The 19,943-nt window shown below is 39.0% G+C and carries 18 protein-coding genes and 2 riboswitches; of the genes, 3 read left to right on the forward strand and 15 right to left on the reverse strand.

Annotated elements, in window-relative coordinates:
- The first annotated feature begins 79 nt into the window (after positions 1-79).
- Positions 80-685 carry a trimeric intracellular cation channel family protein gene (locus ACIQ7T_RS00220; protein WP_370075108.1) on the forward strand — a complete coding sequence of 202 codons (606 nt, stop codon included), beginning with the start codon at positions 80-82 and terminating at the stop codon, positions 683-685.
- Positions 686-792: 107 nt separating this feature from the next.
- Here the strand turns inward: ACIQ7T_RS00220 and cobT are convergent, their stop codons facing one another.
- Complete coding sequence (gene cobT / locus ACIQ7T_RS00225) at positions 793-1,848, reverse strand: nicotinate-nucleotide--dimethylbenzimidazole phosphoribosyltransferase (RefSeq protein WP_370075109.1); 1,056 nt, start codon at positions 1,846-1,848, stop codon at positions 793-795.
- A gap of 114 nt (positions 1,849-1,962) precedes the next feature.
- Positions 1,963-2,139, reverse strand: a riboswitch (cobalamin riboswitch).
- Between the two features lie 268 nt (positions 2,140-2,407).
- A complete protein-coding gene (locus ACIQ7T_RS00230; RefSeq protein ID WP_370075110.1) occupies positions 2,408-3,172 on the reverse strand; it encodes a YheC/YheD family protein in 765 nt (254 codons plus the stop codon).
- A gap of 671 nt (positions 3,173-3,843) precedes the next feature.
- Positions 3,844-3,942: riboswitch (purine riboswitch) on the forward strand.
- A 64-nt stretch (positions 3,943-4,006) separates the two neighbouring features.
- Between ACIQ7T_RS00230 and add the strand changes: the two genes are divergently transcribed.
- Positions 4,007-4,999, forward strand: a complete 993-nt coding sequence (gene add, locus ACIQ7T_RS00235; RefSeq protein WP_370075111.1) for an adenosine deaminase — start codon at positions 4,007-4,009, stop codon at positions 4,997-4,999.
- Between the two features lie 207 nt (positions 5,000-5,206).
- Here add and ACIQ7T_RS00240 read toward each other — a convergent pair whose 3' ends face one another.
- From ACIQ7T_RS00240 to miaB, 11 genes are all read right to left on the reverse strand, one after another.
- Positions 5,207-6,079: a DMT family transporter gene (locus tag ACIQ7T_RS00240; protein WP_402868008.1), complete on the reverse strand. Its 873-nt coding sequence runs from the start codon at positions 6,077-6,079 to the stop codon at positions 5,207-5,209.
- Positions 6,080-6,341: 262 nt separating this feature from the next.
- Entirely contained in the window at positions 6,342-6,644 is a 303-nt protein-coding gene (locus ACIQ7T_RS00245) for a rhodanese-like domain-containing protein (RefSeq protein WP_370075113.1), read from the reverse strand.
- Between the two features lie 100 nt (positions 6,645-6,744).
- A complete protein-coding gene (gene hfq, locus ACIQ7T_RS00250; protein WP_370075114.1) occupies positions 6,745-6,975 on the reverse strand; it encodes an RNA chaperone Hfq in 231 nt (76 codons plus the stop codon).
- A 91-nt stretch (positions 6,976-7,066) separates the two neighbouring features.
- Positions 7,067-7,969: a tRNA (adenosine(37)-N6)-dimethylallyltransferase MiaA gene (miaA, locus tag ACIQ7T_RS00255; protein WP_370075115.1), complete on the reverse strand. Its 903-nt coding sequence runs from the start codon at positions 7,967-7,969 to the stop codon at positions 7,067-7,069.
- On the reverse strand, positions 7,956-8,870 hold the full coding sequence (locus ACIQ7T_RS00260; RefSeq protein ID WP_370075116.1) for an alpha/beta fold hydrolase: 915 nt from the start codon (positions 8,868-8,870) through the stop codon (positions 7,956-7,958). The genes miaA and ACIQ7T_RS00260 overlap by 14 nt, the downstream gene beginning before the upstream one ends.
- A 3-nt stretch (positions 8,871-8,873) precedes the next feature.
- Positions 8,874-10,520 carry a glycerol-3-phosphate dehydrogenase/oxidase gene (locus ACIQ7T_RS00265; protein WP_370075117.1) on the reverse strand — a complete coding sequence of 549 codons (1,647 nt, stop codon included), beginning with the start codon at positions 10,518-10,520 and terminating at the stop codon, positions 8,874-8,876.
- Between the two features lie 564 nt (positions 10,521-11,084).
- Entirely contained in the window at positions 11,085-12,980 is a 1,896-nt protein-coding gene (mutL, locus tag ACIQ7T_RS00270; RefSeq protein ID WP_402868012.1) for a DNA mismatch repair endonuclease MutL, read from the reverse strand.
- Between the two features lie 14 nt (positions 12,981-12,994).
- Positions 12,995-15,589, reverse strand: a complete 2,595-nt coding sequence (mutS, locus tag ACIQ7T_RS00275; protein ID WP_402868014.1) for a DNA mismatch repair protein MutS — start codon at positions 15,587-15,589, stop codon at positions 12,995-12,997.
- 120 nt (positions 15,590-15,709) lie between these two features.
- Positions 15,710-16,324, reverse strand: a complete 615-nt coding sequence (gene cotE, locus ACIQ7T_RS00280; protein ID WP_370075120.1) for an outer spore coat protein CotE — start codon at positions 16,322-16,324, stop codon at positions 15,710-15,712.
- Between the two features lie 162 nt (positions 16,325-16,486).
- Positions 16,487-16,924: a YlbF/YmcA family competence regulator gene (locus ACIQ7T_RS00285; protein ID WP_370075121.1), complete on the reverse strand. Its 438-nt coding sequence runs from the start codon at positions 16,922-16,924 to the stop codon at positions 16,487-16,489.
- A complete protein-coding gene (gene miaB / locus ACIQ7T_RS00290) occupies positions 16,925-18,469 on the reverse strand; it encodes a tRNA (N6-isopentenyl adenosine(37)-C2)-methylthiotransferase MiaB (protein WP_402868017.1) in 1,545 nt (514 codons plus the stop codon).
- 200 nt (positions 18,470-18,669) lie between these two features.
- Between miaB and ACIQ7T_RS00295 the strand changes: the two genes are divergently transcribed.
- Positions 18,670-18,939: a hypothetical protein gene (locus tag ACIQ7T_RS00295; protein WP_402868019.1), complete on the forward strand. Its 270-nt coding sequence runs from the start codon at positions 18,670-18,672 to the stop codon at positions 18,937-18,939.
- 422 nt (positions 18,940-19,361) lie between these two features.
- On the opposite strand, the gene ACIQ7T_RS00300 is transcribed toward ACIQ7T_RS00295, so the two are convergent.
- Both ACIQ7T_RS00300 and ACIQ7T_RS00305 read right to left on the reverse strand, forming a co-directional pair.
- A complete protein-coding gene (locus ACIQ7T_RS00300; RefSeq protein WP_402868021.1) occupies positions 19,362-19,664 on the reverse strand; it encodes a hypothetical protein in 303 nt (100 codons plus the stop codon).
- Between the two features lie 29 nt (positions 19,665-19,693).
- Entirely contained in the window at positions 19,694-19,927 is a 234-nt protein-coding gene (locus tag ACIQ7T_RS00305; protein WP_402868023.1) for a hypothetical protein, read from the reverse strand.
- Between the last annotated feature and the right edge of the window lie 16 nt (positions 19,928-19,943).

Below are 19,943 nucleotides of genomic sequence, written 5' to 3' on the forward strand. Positions count from 1 at the left end.
AAAAAAGGTAACTTTAATATTTTCTAGTAACTAATCTACAACAACATGAAATGATTTATTCACATAAGGGGTGAAAGGGTTGGCTTGGGAGGTTTTTAGTATCATTGGAACAATTGCCTTCGCAATTTCCGGGGCAATAATTGCAATGGAGGAAGAATACGATTTATTCGGTGTCTATATACTCGGTATCGTAACTGCTTTCGGCGGTGGAGCTATACGAAATCTACTCATAGGTTTACCTGTAACAACATTGTGGGGTCAAGATATGATGTTTCAAATCGCCATTGCAGCCATCACAATTTTTTTCTTATTTCCACATCGTCTCATTCAGCATTGGCATCGCTGGGGCAATTTCACTGATGCTATCGGATTATCGGCATTTGCGATTCAAGGTGCCCTTTATGCTGTGAAGCTCGACATGCCTATTAGTGCCGTTATTGTAGCTGCTGTCTTAACAGGGTCAGGTGGTGGAATTGTTCGCGATTTATTAGCTAGACGTAAACCGTTAGTTCTTCGTGATGAAATCTATGGTGTTTGGGCAGCGCTAGCCGGGCTTATCATCGGACTTCAACTATTTTCAGGGGATATCTTTTTATATGTATTATTTGGAGTGATCACAGTACTAAGAATACTTTCATACATGAAGAAATGGCGTTTACCGTTACGGAGGTTGAATCGAGCATAGTTATACTGTTGCATAATTAAAAAGCCCAAATATCAGATTTGGGCTTTTTTGAATTTATAAATTCCTTATTTATCACAAACTCCGTACATCCTCAGCAGCGACTAAAGTTAATCTTTCAACAGCAACATAGCTTCTTCTAAAGTAGCCATATTTTTCATCATAGAGCATGCTGCGTCTAAAATAGGAAAGGCTAAAGCTGCACCAGAGCCCTCACCCAATCGCATATTCATCTGCAACATCGGTTCAACTCCGAGCATTTCAGCAGCAATTTTTGCACCTGGTTCTTCAGAGGCATGAGATGGAATGATATAGTCTTTTACGTTTGGTTCGAGTTCGTATGCAATAAGTGAAGCAATAGTAGAAATAAAGCCATCAATAACAACTGGTTTACGATGTGCAGCTGCGGCAAGTATTACTCCAGCCATAGCGCCTATTTCTAATCCACCGACCTTTGCAAGAATATCAATAGCATCATCGCGATTTGGTTTATTTAATGCAATAGCATTGTGAATGACTTCTACTTTATGTGCTATCCCCCCTGGTCCTACTCCTGCACCAAAGCCTGTCACTTCATTTGGATGACATTCGTGAAGAACCGATAATATTGCAGCACTTGGAGTCGTATTACCGATCCCCATTTCGCCTGTCCCGAGTACATTGATTCCTTTTTTAATTTCTTCCGTTGCTACCTCAATTCCTACTTCAATGGATTGAATGGCTTCTTCCCTTGACATAGCAGGACCTTTTGCCATATTGTCCGTGCCATATTTAATTTTTTTCATGATAACACCAGCATCATGTGGAATATCCTCTTTTACACCAACGTCTACTGTAACAATTTTTGCATCTGTGATTTTTGCGATAGCACAGACACCTGTTCCTCCTCTAGGAAAATTTAATGTTTGAAAGACCGTCACATTTTGTGGATTAGGTGTTACCCCTTCATCACAAACACCATGGTCTGCTGCACAGACAATTATCGCCTTTTTATCAATCGCAGGAAATAGGTCTCCTGTAATTCCAGATAGTTGTACAGCAAGAGCCTCCAGTTTCCCCAAGCTTCCAGGAGGCTTGCAAAGTGCATCTATGCGTTCCCTTGCCTTCTCCATCATTTTGTGGTCAGCACTTTGAATGTTTTGAATCGTCTGTTGTAATAATTGCATGAAAATTTCCCCTTTCTTTTTTGCCCTTGTTACTCGAAGAATGATTTAGAGAAAAAAATAAAAAGCCTGTAGTTTATTCCATAACAAATAAACTACAGACTTTTCCATCGTCTATATAACCGAAGCAGATAGGCAGGTCTCCTGGCTCAATTTCAACATTTCATAGAACCTTCCCAGCAAGACGCTAGTGGCATTCTCTATGAAACTCCCTTTTACAGTGGTGGGACCGCTAAAGCTTTTCACTTTATTCCCTATTCTCCCGCAATGGGCACCTAATGCTTTTATGCAATTAGTTTAAATCTACGTCAAAGTGGTTTTTGTGTCAATATATTTGATTAAACGGAAAATTGTTCCAGGCATTCCTTCGAAAATTGATTCATATCGCGCCTACCCAACCATAATCCATTTTTTCTAGGTAAATCCCTAATCGTTCACAAGTAACGGATGCAATTAAGTTTCTTCTTTCCTAAAATTATAGTAGGGAAAGTAATTTTTTGATGTAAGTCTATTGAATAGAAATATGCTGATGACTAACATGAAAAATAACTACATTTCAAACTTAGCCTTCATTTTGCATTTTCCTAATCTCAACAATATTCTTCCAGATCGCCCTATCAACTTTGGCAAAACTACGTATGCTTGGCGTTGTATTTACTTCAAATAATATAGGTTTTCCTTCAAGATTTATTCCAAAATCAATGCCATATTCTCTACAAGGAAAGTGGGATGCTATTACTTCAGATGCTAAAATTGAATCTTCTTTTAGAGAGTCTATTGTTTGATCTTTCTTTGTATTATCCATCATCAAATAACCTGATAATAATTCTTCAATCGATATTGCTTGAGAACCCCGATTTGAATTGACAATCCCATGATCCTCAGTTGCAAGCCTTCCGTAAATTCCACCAATTATCCATTTTCCCTTTAGATTTTGAACATGAACACGAATGGATATTGAATCCCCATCAGGGGTTAGACTTTTAACCCCCTCCTGTATAATATAAATTCCGCTTAATCTACCGTGTTTCTCATATGGATGTAGAACTTGGTGGAAATCCTCAATTGCTGCCACACATTTACTTATTTCTTCACCTTGCATGGTAAATCCGTTAAAACAATAGTGTCCATCTTTTCTTTTGCAGACTTTATAAATTGCTCTTCCTTGTCCAGCGCTATTATGTTTCACATAAACATACTCATACCTATTTAATAAATAGATTAGATTTTCTAGACTGTAAAGTGTTGTTTCTGGAATGCAGTCAGTTGTTAAAGGATTTTGTTTTAAAAGTAAGAATTGTTCCCATTTTCCAAGTCCATTTTTCAATAAACTCACCTCATTTAGTTAGATATTTTTATTTCTTTTGTATTAATAGTGTAGTCCTCCCCACTTATGGAGGTTACTGTATTGTATGTAAATAGATTTATCTTGCATGGGTGAGCGAGACTTGGTAACGCGACTAATATCTCCTATTTTTCTGTTAGAGTCATAATAAATTTTCTACACTAGAAAAGTAGCATTATGATTGTTCTCAATGCATCCATTTTATTGATTTCAAAATCATTAGCTTCTAATATATTTGCCCTGCTAATCTTTACTTTTAGTCATATAGACATGTCGAGTATGGGGAGATGGGAGATATTGAAAAAAAGGACGAATTTTTTTAAAAAAATATATTCAGACAAACTTGAATTTTTAATGGAATCCCATAACGGTCTTTCCGCAAAAGTTGTAGAGGAAGTCGGTTTTAAAGGGATTTGGGCGAGTGGTCTATCGATATAAGGATCATTAGGTGTAAGAGATAATAATGAATGTTGGCATTCGGTACTCCGAAATGTAAATCAAAAGAGCCTTTTCCTCTTAATAACAACAAATAACTATTTGAAGAAATGTACTTAAACGAACGAAGCAGTTTTGTTGAAAAAGGTATGGACCATGTTGACAATCCGAAATTTTTCTATTATCATATTGAAAATCACAAATGAATTCAATAATATATTTCGTATAACAATATATTTCGTATAACCCCAATAATATGGTTTGGGGGTCTCTACCAGGAACCGAAATTCCTGATTACGAAGAAAGTACAAAACTTGTATTTTCTTTGTAGTCAGGAATTTTTTGTATTTTAATCTAAAAATTTATTTCAGGAGGTCAAAAATGAACTTTTTAGCATTGCCCAAAATTGAACTACACTGTCATTTGGATGGAAGCCTTAGGGCTGAAACTATTATCGATATTGCACAGAAGGAAGGCATTCAGTTACCCTCTTTTGATAAGGATGTACTGCAAAAGGAGCTGATTGCTCCGTTAGAATGTGAATCCCTTGACGAATATTTAAAAAGATTTTCTCTTCCTAATTTAGTAATGCAGTCTAAGGAGAACTTAAGAAGAATTACTTTTGAGCTATTTGAGAATGCAACAAGGGAAAATGTGAAATATTTAGAAGTCAGATTTGCCCCGTTACTTCACACATTACAAGGTCTTGGTGTTGAAGAAGTTATTCAAGCTGTTATAGATGGGATGAGAGACGCCGAAAGCTGCTACGAAATAAAGGGAAATATAATCCTGTCTTGCATGAGGACTATGTCTGTAGAAAGCGCATTTGAGGTGGTTGAAAAGGGGAAAAAGTTCCTTGGAAAAGGTGTGGTGGCAATTGACCTATGTGCATCCGAAGAAGAAGGCTTTTGTGAAAAATTCGTAGATCCAATTGCTTTAGCCAAAGAATATGGCTACAGAGTCACTATTCATGCCGGTGAAACAGGAATTGGTAAAAATGTTCTAGAGGCTGTTGAACTGTTGGGTGCTGAAAGAATAGGACACGGAGTATTTATTAAAGATTGTGCCGAGGCATATAAGATTGTGAAAGAAAGACAGGTAGTGCTTGAAATGTGTCCAACAAGTAATGTCCAAACGAAAGCTGTTCATCATTATTCTGAACATCCGATTTATAAGTTTCATAAAGATGGAATAAAAGTGACATTTAATACGGATAACAGAACAGTATCTGATACTACAATGGCAAAAGAAATCCATTTAGTTAACAATGAATTTAATCTAAGCGAAGAAGATTATCGACAAATTTATATAAATAGTGTAGAAGCATCCTTTGCCGACCAAGAAACTAAAGAATGGTGCTTGGCACAATATTAAAGAAAATTAATAAATTATGCAGAATATATTCAAAGTGCTTCTATTACAGAAAAAGATCAAGGTTGCTAACGTCGTGGAACTGAGAAGCTACAACATCAAGCTTTGCTAAGTGGCGAGTAGTTCACTTCTTTATTCTTCATAATTCTATTCCCTATGCTAGAAAAAGCTCCCTAATGCCAAATAGGCTTTTGGGAGCTTTCTGTCCGTTTATTGCTGTGATATCAACTTTGTTTTATCTATTTCACTCAGAAATGTTGCGCCGAGTAAAAGGATAGCGCCTAGTATTTGTAGGGTCGCCATTTTCTCTCCTATAATCATCGTCGAAATTACTAATGATGTCAGTGGATCAATATAGCTTAAAATAGCTATACTTTGCCCTTTTAGATGACGCATTCCCAAAAAGAACAGATAGAAGCCTATTCCAGCATGGACAATGCCCAACGCTATAAGTAAACTAATTGATTTTATATCGATTTTCATTATTTGGAACCCATTAGTCCCAAAAAGGTAAAGAGCAAGGAATAACGCTGCTAAAGCAAGTTGAATAATCGTATTATCGGGCTCTTTTAATCCATGAATATACTTATTGGTGAATGTAACTATTGTATAGAAACAAGCTGCAATAAGCCCATATACAATACCGATATAATGTTCGCTCGTTTCGGTAGTTTGGCTTTGAACGATAAAATACAGACCTACAAGCGCAACACAAACATAAAAAATTTTTCTTAATATTATTTTCTCTTTCAAAACTATAGGTGACAAACAAATCACTAGTACTGGCGCAAAATAGTAGCTTAGAGCTGCATTTGCGATAGTTGTTTCCTTGTACGCTTGGAAAAGGAAAATCCAATTTCCGCATAAGGCAAAGCTCGAAAGTACCAATGGCCATTTATTTTGCAAAATAGTTGTTTTCGTAAATCTTTCTTTTTTTGATAGGAAAATCAAAAGTAAAAAACAAGAGCCAATGAGACTCATCCAAAAGGCTATTTCACTTGAAGGTAACTTAATATATTTTGCAAAAACACCGACAGCTCCAAAAATAATCATTGATAAAATAAAAGATAGTTTCCCGCTCATTTCTAATTCCTACTTTCTACATGTATATAGTCTTCATATACAGTAGAATCTATTGAGAATTAGCAAGCTTTTATTGAATGCCTAAACAGCAGATTCTACTGTAAAGACATTGTTGGGGGTGCTATTGTTCGATACATACTAATCCCTCCTTACATGTTGCAATTATAACACATTTTACCAAACGATAATGAATTGCTTCAATCTTATATCAACTCGAATGTATAAGAAAAACCCTCGCCTAAACGAGGGTTTTAAACGACAATTATTTAAATTCTAACTCTCCATCATAAGCAAGCATGCCGCCTTCAAGGTTTGTTACGTCAAAGCCTTGAGCTTCTAGGTATGCACAAGCATTTGCTGAACGACCGCCTGCCTTACAAACGATAATGTATGGCTTAGAAGCATCTAATTCATTTAAGCGCTCAGGGATTGTCCCAAGAGCAATGTGTTGCGCACCAGGGATCATGCCTTGTGCTACCTCATCATCTTCACGAACATCAATAATGTATAGGTCTTCGTTCGCATCTAATAGTTCTAATATTTCTGTTGTATCCATAGTTTTCATCTGTGTAGTCCTCCAATATGTCGATTTCCTCTTACATTATAGCCTGAAGGCAAAAAAACAGCTAGTGTCATGAACACTAACTGTTTTACTTCTAATGTTTCTATTCTTCAGTTTCTAAAAAATCTACTTGCTTTGCTGGAACAAATGTAGAAATAGCGTGTTTGTAAATAAGATGTTGCTTGCTTTCAGCATCTAGTAATAAAATTGTAAAATTATCATAGGATTTCACAGTTCCTTTTAACTGAAATCCGTTTAACAAAAACACAGTGACAAAAACATTGTTTTTACGTAGATGGTTTAAGAATGTATCTTGCAAGTTAATTGATTTCATCAAATATGCCTCCCTATGCTCTCTTTCTACCTCTTCATTCCTATATTAGCACATTCTACCAATTTAGCAATTAGTGATTTTTAAGAATTAGTTAAAGTTTTTCGTCATTATTAACAAAATATACATCCATTTTGTTTCGGAAGTAAGTTAGTTGTCTTTTCGCATAGCGGCGAGAATTTTGCTTTAAGCTGTCAATAGCTTCATCTAAAGAACATTTTCCATCTAGGTAATCATATAATTCCTTGTAGCCGATTGCTTGTATTGACTGTACACCTCGTATATTTTGCTGCCATAAGCCTTTTACTTCTTCTAAAAGCCCTTTTTCCATCATTATATCGACACGACGGTTAATACGATCATAGAGCACTTCACGTGACATATTTTGCCCAAGCCCTATAATCACATGATTGTAAAGTGGAACTTCTCCACGATTTTGGGCTTCGGATGCCTTTGAAACGCCACTAAGCTCAATCATCTCTAACGCACGTATAACACGGCGAGTATTATTTGGATGAATTGTCTCAGCTGTTTGTGGATCAAGTTTTTTAAGCTTAGCATGCATTGCCTCTGGACCTAATTTCTCCAGTTCTGCATAATAGGCTTTTCGTGCCTCTTCATCTACCTGCTCCTCTGTAAATTGAAAATCAAAGAGTACTGCCTGCACATATAAACCTGAGCCTCCTACAATAATCGGTAGCTTACCACTCGCTTGAATTTCTGCAATTTTAGCTCGCACTAATTTTTGATAGTCTGCTACTGAAAAGGACTCTGTCGGCTCTTTGAAGCTTAGTAAATGATGGGGTACACCCTCCATCTCTTCCTCAGTAATTTTCGCTGTACCAATATCTAAGCCTTGATAGATTTGCATGGAGTCACCGTTGATGATTTCGCCATTATATTTTTTTGCTAACTCAATGCTTAGTGCTGTTTTCCCAGAAGCAGTAGGCCCTACGATTGCTACGACCTCTGCCTGCTGTAATTTATCTTGTATCATATTTTTCTAACCACCGTAATAAAACTTGATAGACAGCCTCTTGATTGTCTTCGTTTAGGATTTCATGGCGCTTATCCTCAAATAAGTAAACCGTTACATCCTGTATGCCCGCTTCCGCCAATTGTTGTGCTACAGCGTATACACCTTGGCCTTGTTCTCCGACTGGATCCTTACTACCACTTATCAATAATATAGGTAAGTCTTTTTTTGTTTTGGCTATCTCTTTTTTACGATTTAACGACATAAATCCTGTTGTTAAATCGACAAAAAATTGATTTGTTGGAATAAAGCCGCAATACGGATCATCGATATATTTTTGCACCTCATCTTCTGCTGAACATATCCAGTCATACGCAGTCTTCGAATTTGGGAACTGTTTATTAAAGCTACCAAAGCTCAGCTTATTTAATAACTTGCTCTCCGTATCTTTACCAAGCTGTTTGGCCATTACTTTTGCTACTAGATTCCCCATCGTATGCAATGTTGTAACGCTTCCTGTTCCACAAAGAATCACATTATCCACTTGATCGCTGTACAATTGAATATATCTTCTAGTAATGAACGATCCCATACTATGACCAAATAAAATCAAAGGTACATCTGTAAATTGTTCATGCAATATTGTAACTACTTCATGTGCATCCTCTACGACGCGATCAAACCCATTTTCTTCAGCAAAAAAACCTAGTGTGCCATTATAAGCTGCTGTTTCTCCATGCCCTCGATGATCATGCATTGTCACTGCATAGCCAGCTTCATTTAGGCTATTGGCAAATTTAACATAACGTCCACTATGCTCCGCCATACCATGTAAAATATGAATATGGCCAATACATGGCTTCGATGGCTTTAATGTGCGAGTAAACAGAAAATGGCCATCTGACATTTCAATATAACGCATTGCCTACACTCCTTCCTCCGCAAAATTTGTTGCATCTACAAGAGCTTGCTCTAGTTGAGCGACATAAGTATTTCTTTGTGACTCTGTATAGTTAAAATGTTGTTGCATAACTTGAATGACCTGCTGTTTATAACATTTTACCGCATCAATATCGAAGTATAATAAGCCTGTTCGACGGATAAAGAAATCACTTGGTGTGTACACCATTTCCGCTTCTATGCCATAAAGTAGCATTGCATGTAGGGCCAGGGGCATCGAACTTCCATGTTCATGCAAATATTTCACCTGGTTATATAATGCATCGACATTCGTGCCATATTTTTGTACAAGCTGTTTTGCTTCATCATAATTTAGACCATACTGAACGCCCTCTTTAGCTTTATACGTACTATAATCAGTGAAATTAATGGCATTAATGCCTTTTGCACCAGAAAGTGATAATTCACGTGTTACACATGGACTTGCGTGCTTATATTTATGGGTTTTCACAATTTTATCAACGATTGTTTCTGCCATTTGACGGTAGCCCGTTAGTTTGCCACCCGCAATCGTCATTAGTCCACTCGGAGCCGTCCATATCTCATCTTTGCGTGAAATTTCGGATGGATCCTTTCCTTTTTCAAAAATAAGTGGACGCACACCTGCCCACGACGATTCTATTGTATCTCTTGAAATATTTGCCGTTGGAAAGACAGTTTTTGCAGCAGCAATTAAATAGTCAACATCTTCTTGGGTAGCGACAGGATGTACAGGGTCTCCCTCGTAAACTGTATCTGTTGTCCCTACATAGGCTTTACCATCACGTGGAATTGCAAAGGCCATACGCCCATCTACTATATCAAAGTACACTGCTTGTCGTAATGGAAAATCCTTTTGATCAAAGACAATATGAACTCCTTTCGTGAGACGTAATTGCTTTTTGTCTGCTACTTTATCCTTTTGGCGAACCTCGTCCACCCAAGGTCCAGTTGCATTAACGATTTGCGCAGCATGTACTTCAATCGTTTTCCCTGTAACATGATCCTTCACTTGTACCCCAACAAGCTTTTTCTTCTCATATAAAAATTCTGTCATCTCCGCATAATTTAAACAAAGCGCCCCATATTCTACAGCTTTTTTCAGCACTTCAATTGTCAGACGGGCATCATCCGTACGATATTCAACGTAATAGCCACCACCAATAAGTTCATCTTGATTGAGTAAAGGCTCTAGCGCTGCCGTTTCCTGAGCGTTTAACATTGTTCTACGTTCATGCTTTTTAACACCTGCTAATCGATCATATACCTTCAGTGCCATTGATGTTGTAAATGGTCCAAGTGAGCCCTTCTTATATAATGGTAGTAGCATTTTTTCAGGAGTTGTCACGTGAACAGCATTGTCATAAACAATTTCACGCTCACGCCCAACCTCGGCTACTACACCAACTTCAAGTTGCTTTAAATAACGAAGCCCACCATGAATAAGCTTTGTTGAACGGCTTGATGTGCCAGCAGAAAAATCCTGCTTCTCAATCAAAGCGACCGATAGCCCTCTAGATGCTGCATCAAGCGCAATGCCAGCACCAGTAATGCCGCCACCAATGACTAAAACATCAAAGCTATATTGCTCTAAAAAATGCATAATTTTAGGACGATGTTCAAATGAAAACATAACTTTTTTCCCCCATTAGCTATAATTTGAAAATATGTGTAACCTCTATTGCGTATGACAGCCTGTATAACTAGCAATAACTTTAAGCATAGAAATTCTAATGTCATTTGTATAGTTCATCACCATAACGTGTGGTTGATTTCCGTTCCGACTGGGCGCTTTGTAGCTGCCGCTTTGCTTTCGCTACAGAAACCAATTGTTGCTGTCGCTTCGCTTTCGCACAGATAAAACATTTGCCGCTGACGCTTCGCTTTCGCGCAGAGCAGAGCTTCCTGGGGGCGTCCGATGAGCCGCTTCGCTTCGCTGCAGGGTCTCTGGCCAACAGGATGTTGGTCACGAAGGCGTTATCACAGGACGTGATGCTTTTAGCCTTCGTTCCTCTATATCGCTAATCCCCAAGGGGTCGCCCAGTCTCCACTCCAATCAACTTATGGCATACGTTTTAACAAATGGCATCCACAACTTTTGGTGATGAGTCATTTGTATTATGCTTTACCTATAAAATTCCTTTTATGCGCATGGACTGTTCATGTTGTTCTTGAACTGTTGTTCTAGGAGTTACAGCTACATTACCCGTTTAAACATTTTTTCCACTTCATACGTTGTAAAATGTATCAGCACTGGACGTCCGTGTGGGCAAGTAAATGGATTGTCGGCGTTGCGTAAATCTTGCAGTAACGTATCCATTTGCTCTTTCGTTAAATAATGATTGGCCTTTATCGACTTTTTACAGCTCATCATAATTGCTGCTGCCTCACGTAATTTTTTGACGTCCGCCTTTTTAGTTGTCAATACCTGTTCAATTAAGTCCTCAATAATTTCTTGTTCTTCTCCCTTAGGGAACCAGCTAGGATGCTCTCTCACTACAAATGAAGCCTGTCCAAATTCCTCTAAAAATACGCCAACAGCTTCTAACTCCTGTCTATTTTCTCTTAATATAAGAGCCTCGTCAGCAGCATAATGGAAGGTCAATGGAAGCAATAAAGCCTGACGCTCATTTGGGTTCACCTGACCGACCTTTTCACGGAAAAATTCATATTTAATACGCTCCTGAGCAGCGTGCTGATCAATTAAATAAAAGCCATCCTCCATTTGTGCAACAATATACGTGCCGTGAATTTGCCCTACCACTTCAAGCGCAGGAAATGGTTCTTTAGCTGGCTCATCCTCTAGAATTCCCACTGGCTCCTCTAGCTTCAATTCTTCAGGAGGATTCACAAGATTCACTTCTTCAGGAAAATTCACTTCCATCACTGGTGTCGGTTGCCAGCTATCTTCAATGGTAGTAGGGACGGCTTCAGGTTGTGGCACTATAGGGTCTAATGTGTTCGATTCCTGCACAGTTTGCACATCATAAAGTTTTTCTACAATGGCATTCATTTTCTCCACATTAAGCTTTGGTGCTGGTTTCCAAATATTTAACTGCTCCGTCGCAGGCTTTACCACTTTCTCCTTCTTTTCCATTAGCGGTACTCGAATAACGTTGCGGATTTTCTCTCGTATTGTTTCTTCAATTAACTTAAGAAGCTCAGGCTCCTTACTTAAACGAATTTGATGTTTGGCAGGATGAACATTGACATCTGTTAAATAAGGATCCCCCTCTATATAGAGCGCTACAATTGGAAAACGTTCAATAGGCAAATACGTATGATAGGCGTCTACAATCGCTTTTTGTACCAAATAATGCTTCACCCAGCGACCGTTCACAAACAACGACATATAGTTTTTCGAAGCACGAGTCACCTCTGGTAATGATACGAAGCCAGAAATTTTATAATCATGTGACTCTCCATTGAATGACACCATTTTTTTAGCATTATGCACACCGTAAATGGCAGCTAATACTTGCTGTACGTCTCCTCGTCCATTTGTTTGTAACAATTGCTGGCCATTATGCAATAATCTAAACGCAATTTGTGGATTTCCGAGTGCAAGACGGTTCATCAGATCAATTGTATGTCCAAGCTCGGTCTGTATTGTTTTCATATATTTTAATCGAGCAGGTGTATTGAAAAATAGCTGTGCCACTGTAATATCTGTTCCCTTGCGCAAAGGGCCAGGTTTATGTGTAGCAATATGCCCACCCTCAAGCTCTAAATACGTTCCTGATTCACCATTAGATGTAATTAGTGTCATTTTTGACACCGATGCAATGGAAGCTAAGGCCTCACCACGGAAGCCAAGGGTACGAATACGAAATAAATCGTGTTCTTGATGAATTTTACTTGTCGCATGGCGAGAGAATGATATTAATGCATCCTCTTCATCCATACCACTACCATTATCAATTATTTGAATTGAAGTGAGGCCCGCTTCTAGTAAAAAAACATCAATGGACGTACTTCCTGCATCAATGGCATTTTCAACAAGCTCTTTTACTACAGAGGCTGGTCTTTCAACTACTTCCCCTGCCGCAATTTTATTGGACAGCCACTCGTCCATAATTTGTATTTTTCCCATAGCGCATCACTCCTTTACTTTTTTGCGTTTACTAGTTGCTGCTGTAATTCGTATAAAATATTCATCGCTTGCATCGGTGAAGTGCCCAGAATATTTACTTTTTCTAGGTTTTTAAGCACCTCTGTCTCTGCTGGAGAGATTACTTCTTCCTCCGTAAATAGTGACATTTGCTTTGGCTGTTCAACAACTGGCTTTTCATCAACTTCCTGTACGACGGCTACTTCGTTTCCAGCTTCGTTTCCGGCCTCGAAGTTTTCAAGCAGCACTTGTGCTCTTGCTAAAATTTCCTCTGGCAATTGTGCAAGCTGTGCTACATGAATTCCGTAAGATTTATCAGCAGCGCCCTTTTTCACCTTATGCAAAAAGACAACCGTGCCGTTTTTTTCAGTAGCCGATACGTGTACATTTTGCAGTCGAGAAAGCTCCTTTTCGAGTGCCGTTAATTCATGATAGTGAGTTGAAAATAGCGTGTTTGCTCCAATTTTGTCATGGATGTATTCCATCATGGATTGAGCAAGACTCATACCATCATAAGTAGATGTCCCACGACCAATTTCATCAAACAACATTAAACTATTTTTTGTAGCATGCGTAATGGCGTGCTGAGATTCTAACATCTCCACCATAAATGTTGATTGTCCCGCAGCTAAATCATCTGCTGCACCGATGCGTGTAAAGATTTGATCTGTAATTGGTAATCTAGCTTTTTCAGCAGGCACATAACAGCCCATTTGCGCCATGACAACAATTAGTGCAACTTGACGCATATACGTACTTTTACCGGACATATTCGGACCTGTAATAAGCATCATATTGTTGTTTTCCTCAAGTACACAATCATTTGGTACATACATTTGCTTATTAAGCATTTTCTCAACAACCGGATGGCGCCCTTCAATAATTTCTAGCGAACGTCCGCCATGAAACTCCGGCTTCGTAAAACGGTATTTCTCTGAAACACTCGCAAAGCTTAATAGTACATCTAGCTCACTAATGCTTGACGCTAATGCTTGGACACGTGGAATAAATACCTTTAATTCATCACGTATTGCCACAAATAAGTTATACTCTAACGTTAAACTTTCTTCCTCAGCATTTAAAATTAACGCTTCTTTTTCTTTAAGCTCTTGTGTAATATAACGCTCGGCATTTGCCAACGTTTGCTTACGTTCATAACGTGTTAAATCTGCTAAATGGATATTAGATTTCGTAATTTCAATATAATAACCGAAAATTCGATTGTAGCCGATTTTTAAGTTTTTAATGCCAGTTTTCACCCGTTCCTCTTGCTCTAGCTGTGCAATCCAATCTTTCCCATTACGAGAAGCATAGCGTAGTTCATCTAAGCGCGCATCATAGCCATCGCGAATGACGTCACCCTCTTTAATTGTAATTGGTGGATTGTCTGTAATAGCACGAGCTAATAGTGCCTCTACATCTGCACACATATCAAGCGCTGCACCTAGCTTTTGCAATGTTTCTTTATCGGTACCAAGTAATTGCTGCTGAATAGCAGGTACTTGACGCAATGAATCACGTAGCTGCGCTAAATCTCGTCCACCAACATTACCAAAAGCTACACGCCCAGCTAAACGCTCTAAATCATATACTTGTTTTAAAGAGGCCTGAAGCTCTGTTCTTACAAAGTATTCCTCTAATAAATCAGTGACGTTTGCTAGTCTTTCTTCTATGGCAGCACGTGAAGCAAGAGGTTGGTGTAACCATTGTTTTAACTTACGTCCACCCATTGCTGTCACTGTATCATCTAACAACCATAAAAGTGTGCCCTTTTGATCGCCACCGCGAATAGACTGAATAAGCTCTAAATTACGCTTTGAGCTAGAGTCAATACGTAAATAATTTTTCATTTCATTGTAAGTAAATGCTTGAATATGTGATAAAGAACGCATTTGTGTTTTATCGATATAAGCGAGCAAACGAAGACACGCAATTTGCAAATCATTTGGCACCTCATCTAAATAATGCGCGGCTTTATCCATTGTCATTTCATCTGTTCCAATAGAAAGGACGATACCTGCGTTTACTGCATGCTCTGCTAAAAGAAGCTGCAAACTTTCTGTTACAATTAATTCACGAATACCGTATGCTTGCATTTGCAATAAAAGTGCTTTACCGTCGCCCTCAATCGAGGAGGCTACTGCTTCACCTGTAGATAAGTCTAAATAAGCGTAGCCAAATGTCATATCGTCGAATTGCTCCGCAGCACCAATAAAATGATTGGTTTTACCATCAAGCGCCTTACCTTCCATGATCGTACCTGGTGTAATAAGCTGTACAACTTCACGCTTCACTACACCCTTTGCTTGCTTTGGATCTTCTGTTTGCTCACAAACTGCAACCTTATAACCCTTTTGCACAAGAGTTTCAATATAATTTTTTGCCGAATGATGCGGAACGCCACACATTGGAATACGCTCTTTTGCACCCGCGTCCCGGCTCGTTAATGTAATTTCTAAAAGCTGAGAGGCATTAATAGCGTCCTCAAAAAACATCTCGTAAAAATCGCCTAATCTAAAAAATAAAAAGGCATCCTTGTAATCTTCCTTTACCTGCAAATACTGTTGCATCATTGGTGTATATGTTGTCATTTTAAAATTTACCTCGCTCTAACCATATAGATATTTTTATTATAACAAAAGATACATGCGAAACGCTTAATTCACCTTTTTTTAAGATGCTAGCGCTTCGCATGTATAAAATCTTCAGTATTATCTTGGTCGTTCATCAGGAAACGATGAGGACTCTAAAACATACCTACCTTCTTCACTCGAGCTAGACGATGAGCTGGAACTGGAGCTAGATGAAGACGAAGATGAGCTCTCATCAAAGTTCCATTCCTCTTCGAAATCTAGTGGATGTACACTAATGCAAATCGTCGTTTCTCCCATTACCTCTACTACAACTTCACGTTCTACTACGATTTCAAACTTCGTACCACATGGAGAGATGATTGCCTCTATGCAGTTTGGCTCTTGAACGACACGTACACGAACATCATCACCAGTACTCACTTCGCCTTCTCTAAATGAAAGCTTCACTTTGTCTTTATAGTGCACCGTTTCAGAAAACACTGCTGTTTTCGAATGACTACTATAGGCATACCATACATTGACATCAAACTTCCCTGATACTTCTACAAACTTACCGACTTTTTTCGCGGAGCAAGTATGATTGATAACCCAGCACCCGAGTATACTCGTCGGTTTATTCGATGGACTTAATGTTACACGTTCTTCCGTTCTCTTCTTCCCTTTGGCAACTACTGCTCTCGTCACGATTTGTCGTAAACGTTTCAGCGCAATTCCTCCTTTGACTCTTTTCACTCCATCATATGCAGGTAGCGCCTATTGGGTGAACATATATTTTTATAGAATCAAATTACTGACTTTTTCATACTTTTTTGTCTGAATTGCGCTAATTTCTACGAGTATTAAACCCATAAAAATAGCCCGAATGCAGCATTCGAGCTATTACTTCTATTATGTTTATGAGCAGCTGCCTGGTGTTGTATTGGCTACGTATGAGCCAGTTTCTCCACGAAGTAAATCCCCACCAGTTGAGCGGACAATTTCATTTGTAACATTGTTAGCAATTGTGTTCGAAACTAATTGCAATAAATCATTGACATCAACTTGAGATTCTTTAAATTGTTGAACCACTGGGATTGAGTTGATTTCTTCTTCAATTTTTTCGATTTTATCTTCAATTAATTTAAGCGCTTTTTCTTTCCCTAAGTGTTGGAAGTTAACAGCTTGCTTCTGTAGGCTTTTTAGGCCTGCAATACGCTCACGTACTTGTTGGTTTTCATTAATTTGCGCTTCAGCCTTTTTGAAAAATTCAACTTCTGGCGTATTGGCAATCATATGCGCAATTTCGTGTGACTTCTTGATTAAATCATCTTTTGTATATAATACTTGTGACATTTACGCTTCCACCTTTTCATTTTTTACTACTTCTACGAACTCACCACTTAGTGAATAAGAAGTAGCCTCAACTATTTTTACCTTCACTAATTGACCAATTAGATCTGCTGGCGCTTTAAAGTTTACAAGACGATTTTTACGCGTATAGCCAGCTAACACATCCTCGCGTTTTTTACTTGTACCTTCGACTAAGACTTCTACTACTTCACCTTTCAAGCCCTCTAATGCTTTGCGAGAGTATTCTCCTACAACTTCATTTAAACGGTGGAGACGTTCTTTTTTCACTTCTTCAGGTACATTATCCACCATTTTGGCAGCAGGTGTACCCTCTCGAGGAGAATAAATATAAGTAAAGGCCATTTCAAAGCCTACTTCACGGTACAAGGATAATGTCTCCTCAAATTGCTCCTCTGTTTCATTAGGGTAGCCTACGATAATATCAGTCGTTAGTGTTACTTCCGGAATAGCCGCTTTAATTTTCGCTACTAATCCAAGGAAATGCTCACGTGTATACTTACGCGCCATAATTTTTAGCACATCATTTGAACCAGATTGTACTGGTAAATGAATATGTTCAACTAAGTTACCACGTTTTGTAAGAACTTCGATTAAATGATCATCGAAGTCACGTGGATGACTCGTTGTAAAACGAATGCGTGGAATATCAATTTTTCGTAATTCATCCATTAAATCACCAAGTCGATATTCAATATCCTCAAAATCCTTGCCGTAAGCGTTGACATTTTGCCCCAGCAGCATAATTTCTTTATAGCCCGCAGCCGCTAATTCACGAACTTCAGCAATAATCTCCTCTGGACGGCGACTACGCTCCTTACCACGCGTATAAGGTACAATACAATACGTACAGAATTTATCACAGCCGTACATAATATTTACCCAAGCTTTAATGGAACCAAGACGTTTTTTCGGCAGATTCTCAATAACATCGCCTTCTTTAGACCAAACCTCAATGACCATTTCCTTAGACATATATGCTTCTTTTAAAATGTTCGGTAAACGGTGAATATTATGTGTACCAAACACCATATCGACATGTGGATAACTTCTTAAAATTTTATTTACAACGGATTCTTCCTGTGACATACAGCCACAAACCCCAATAAGCATTTCTGGATTTTTACGTTTATATTTTAGTAGGAAGCCCAGTTCTCCAAATACTTTGTTTTCTGCATTTTCACGGATAGCACACGTATTCAGTAGCACTACATCAGCTTCATCAATCACATCTGTAGGCGTATAACCCAGCTGCATAAAAATCCCAGCCATCACTTCCGTATCATGCTCGTTCATTTGGCAGCCATACGTACGAATATAAAAAGTACGCCCCGTACCCATACCTGCAAACTCTTCTGCAATGTTAAAGTCCTTATGGTACTTAACTTCTTCTTTCCCACGTTTTTTAGCATCTTTTAATGAAGGTGCCGTAAAGACCGTTTCAAAATATTTACTATAATCCTTTTCAGGCTTATCTTCTTTTTTTGGTTGATTGACTTGTTGATTTGCTAAGCGTTGTTCTTCATTCATTGCAATCAGGTAACTCCTTTCAAACGAATTCCATACATTTGAATTCCCATTTTACTATTATACTGAATAATGGCAACATCCTACAAGGTTTGCGTACTAAATGTCGCGGTTTAGACTTAATTACGCTTAGCTAGATGAATATTTTTGTTAGGTTGCAGGGGGATTCGTCAGTTTTGCGGGGGCGGGGGCTATCCGTCGCTTTGGCGCTTCTATCCATCATTTTGATGGTTCTATCCACGATTTTGACTTTTCTATCCGTCGCTCTGCCGGTTCTTTCCGTCGCTTGGTTGATTCCTTCCGTCGCTTCGTCGGTTCTTTCCATCGCTTTGACTTCTATCCGTCATTTCGGCAGTTCTTTCCGTCGCTTGGACGATTCCTTCCGTCGCTCTGCCGGTTCTTTCCGTCGCTTGGACGATTCCTTCCGTCACTTGGTCGGTTCTTTCCGTCGCTGGATGATTCTATCCACGTAATTGACGGTTCTATCCACGACTTTGCCTTTTCTTTCCGTCACTTCGCCGGTTCCTTCCGTCATTTCGGCAGTTCTTTCCGTCGCTTGGATGATTACTTCCGTCGCTTCGTCAGTTCTTTCCGTCGCTGGATGATTCTATCCACGTAATTGACGGTTCTATCCACGATTTTGACCTTTCTATCCACGACTTTGCCTTTTCTATCCGTCGCTCTGCCGGTTCTTTCCTTCGCTTTGATTTCTATCCGTCTCTTCGGCAGTTCTTTCCGTCGCTTGGACGATTCCTTCCGTCACTTCGCCAGTTCTTTCCGTCGCTTGGACTTCTATCCGTCTCTTCGGCAGTTCCTTCCGTCGCTTGGACAATTCCTTCCGTCACTTCGCCGGTTCTTTCCGTCGCTTCGTCGGTTCTTTCCGTCGCTTTAACTTCTATCCGTCACTTTGACAGTTCTTTCCGTCGCTTGGACGATTCCTTCCGTCGCTTCGTCGGTTCTTTCCGTCGCTTTGACTTCTATCCGTCACTTCTATAGTTCCTACCGTTGCTTCGTCGGTTTTATCCATCATTTTGACGGTTCTATCCACGATTTTAATGATTCTATCCATGTTATTGACGGTTCTATCCACGATTTTGACCTTTCTATCCACGACTTTGCCTTTTCTATCCGTCGCTCTACCGGTTCTTTCCGTCATTTCGTCAGTTCTTTCCGTCGCTTGGACGATTCCTTCCGTCACTTCGTCAGTTCCTTCTGTCGCTTTGATTTCTATCCGTCACCTCGTCGGTTCTTTCCGTCGCATTGGCTTCTATTCTTCACTTCTATAGTTCCTACCGTTGCTTCGTCGGTTTTATCCATCATTTTGACCTTTCTATCCACGACTTTGCCTTTTCTATCTGTCGCTCTGATCAATCTATCCATCATTTCGCTGACTCCATCCTTCACTTTAATGATTATATCCGTCGCTTTGCTCAACCTATCCATCACCTCACCGAAGCCCATCCACCACCCTTCCTAA

The sequence above is a fragment of the Lysinibacillus sp. NPDC096212 genome, assembly GCF_044763105.1.
GTDB lineage: Bacteria > Bacillota > Bacilli > Bacillales_A > Planococcaceae > Lysinibacillus.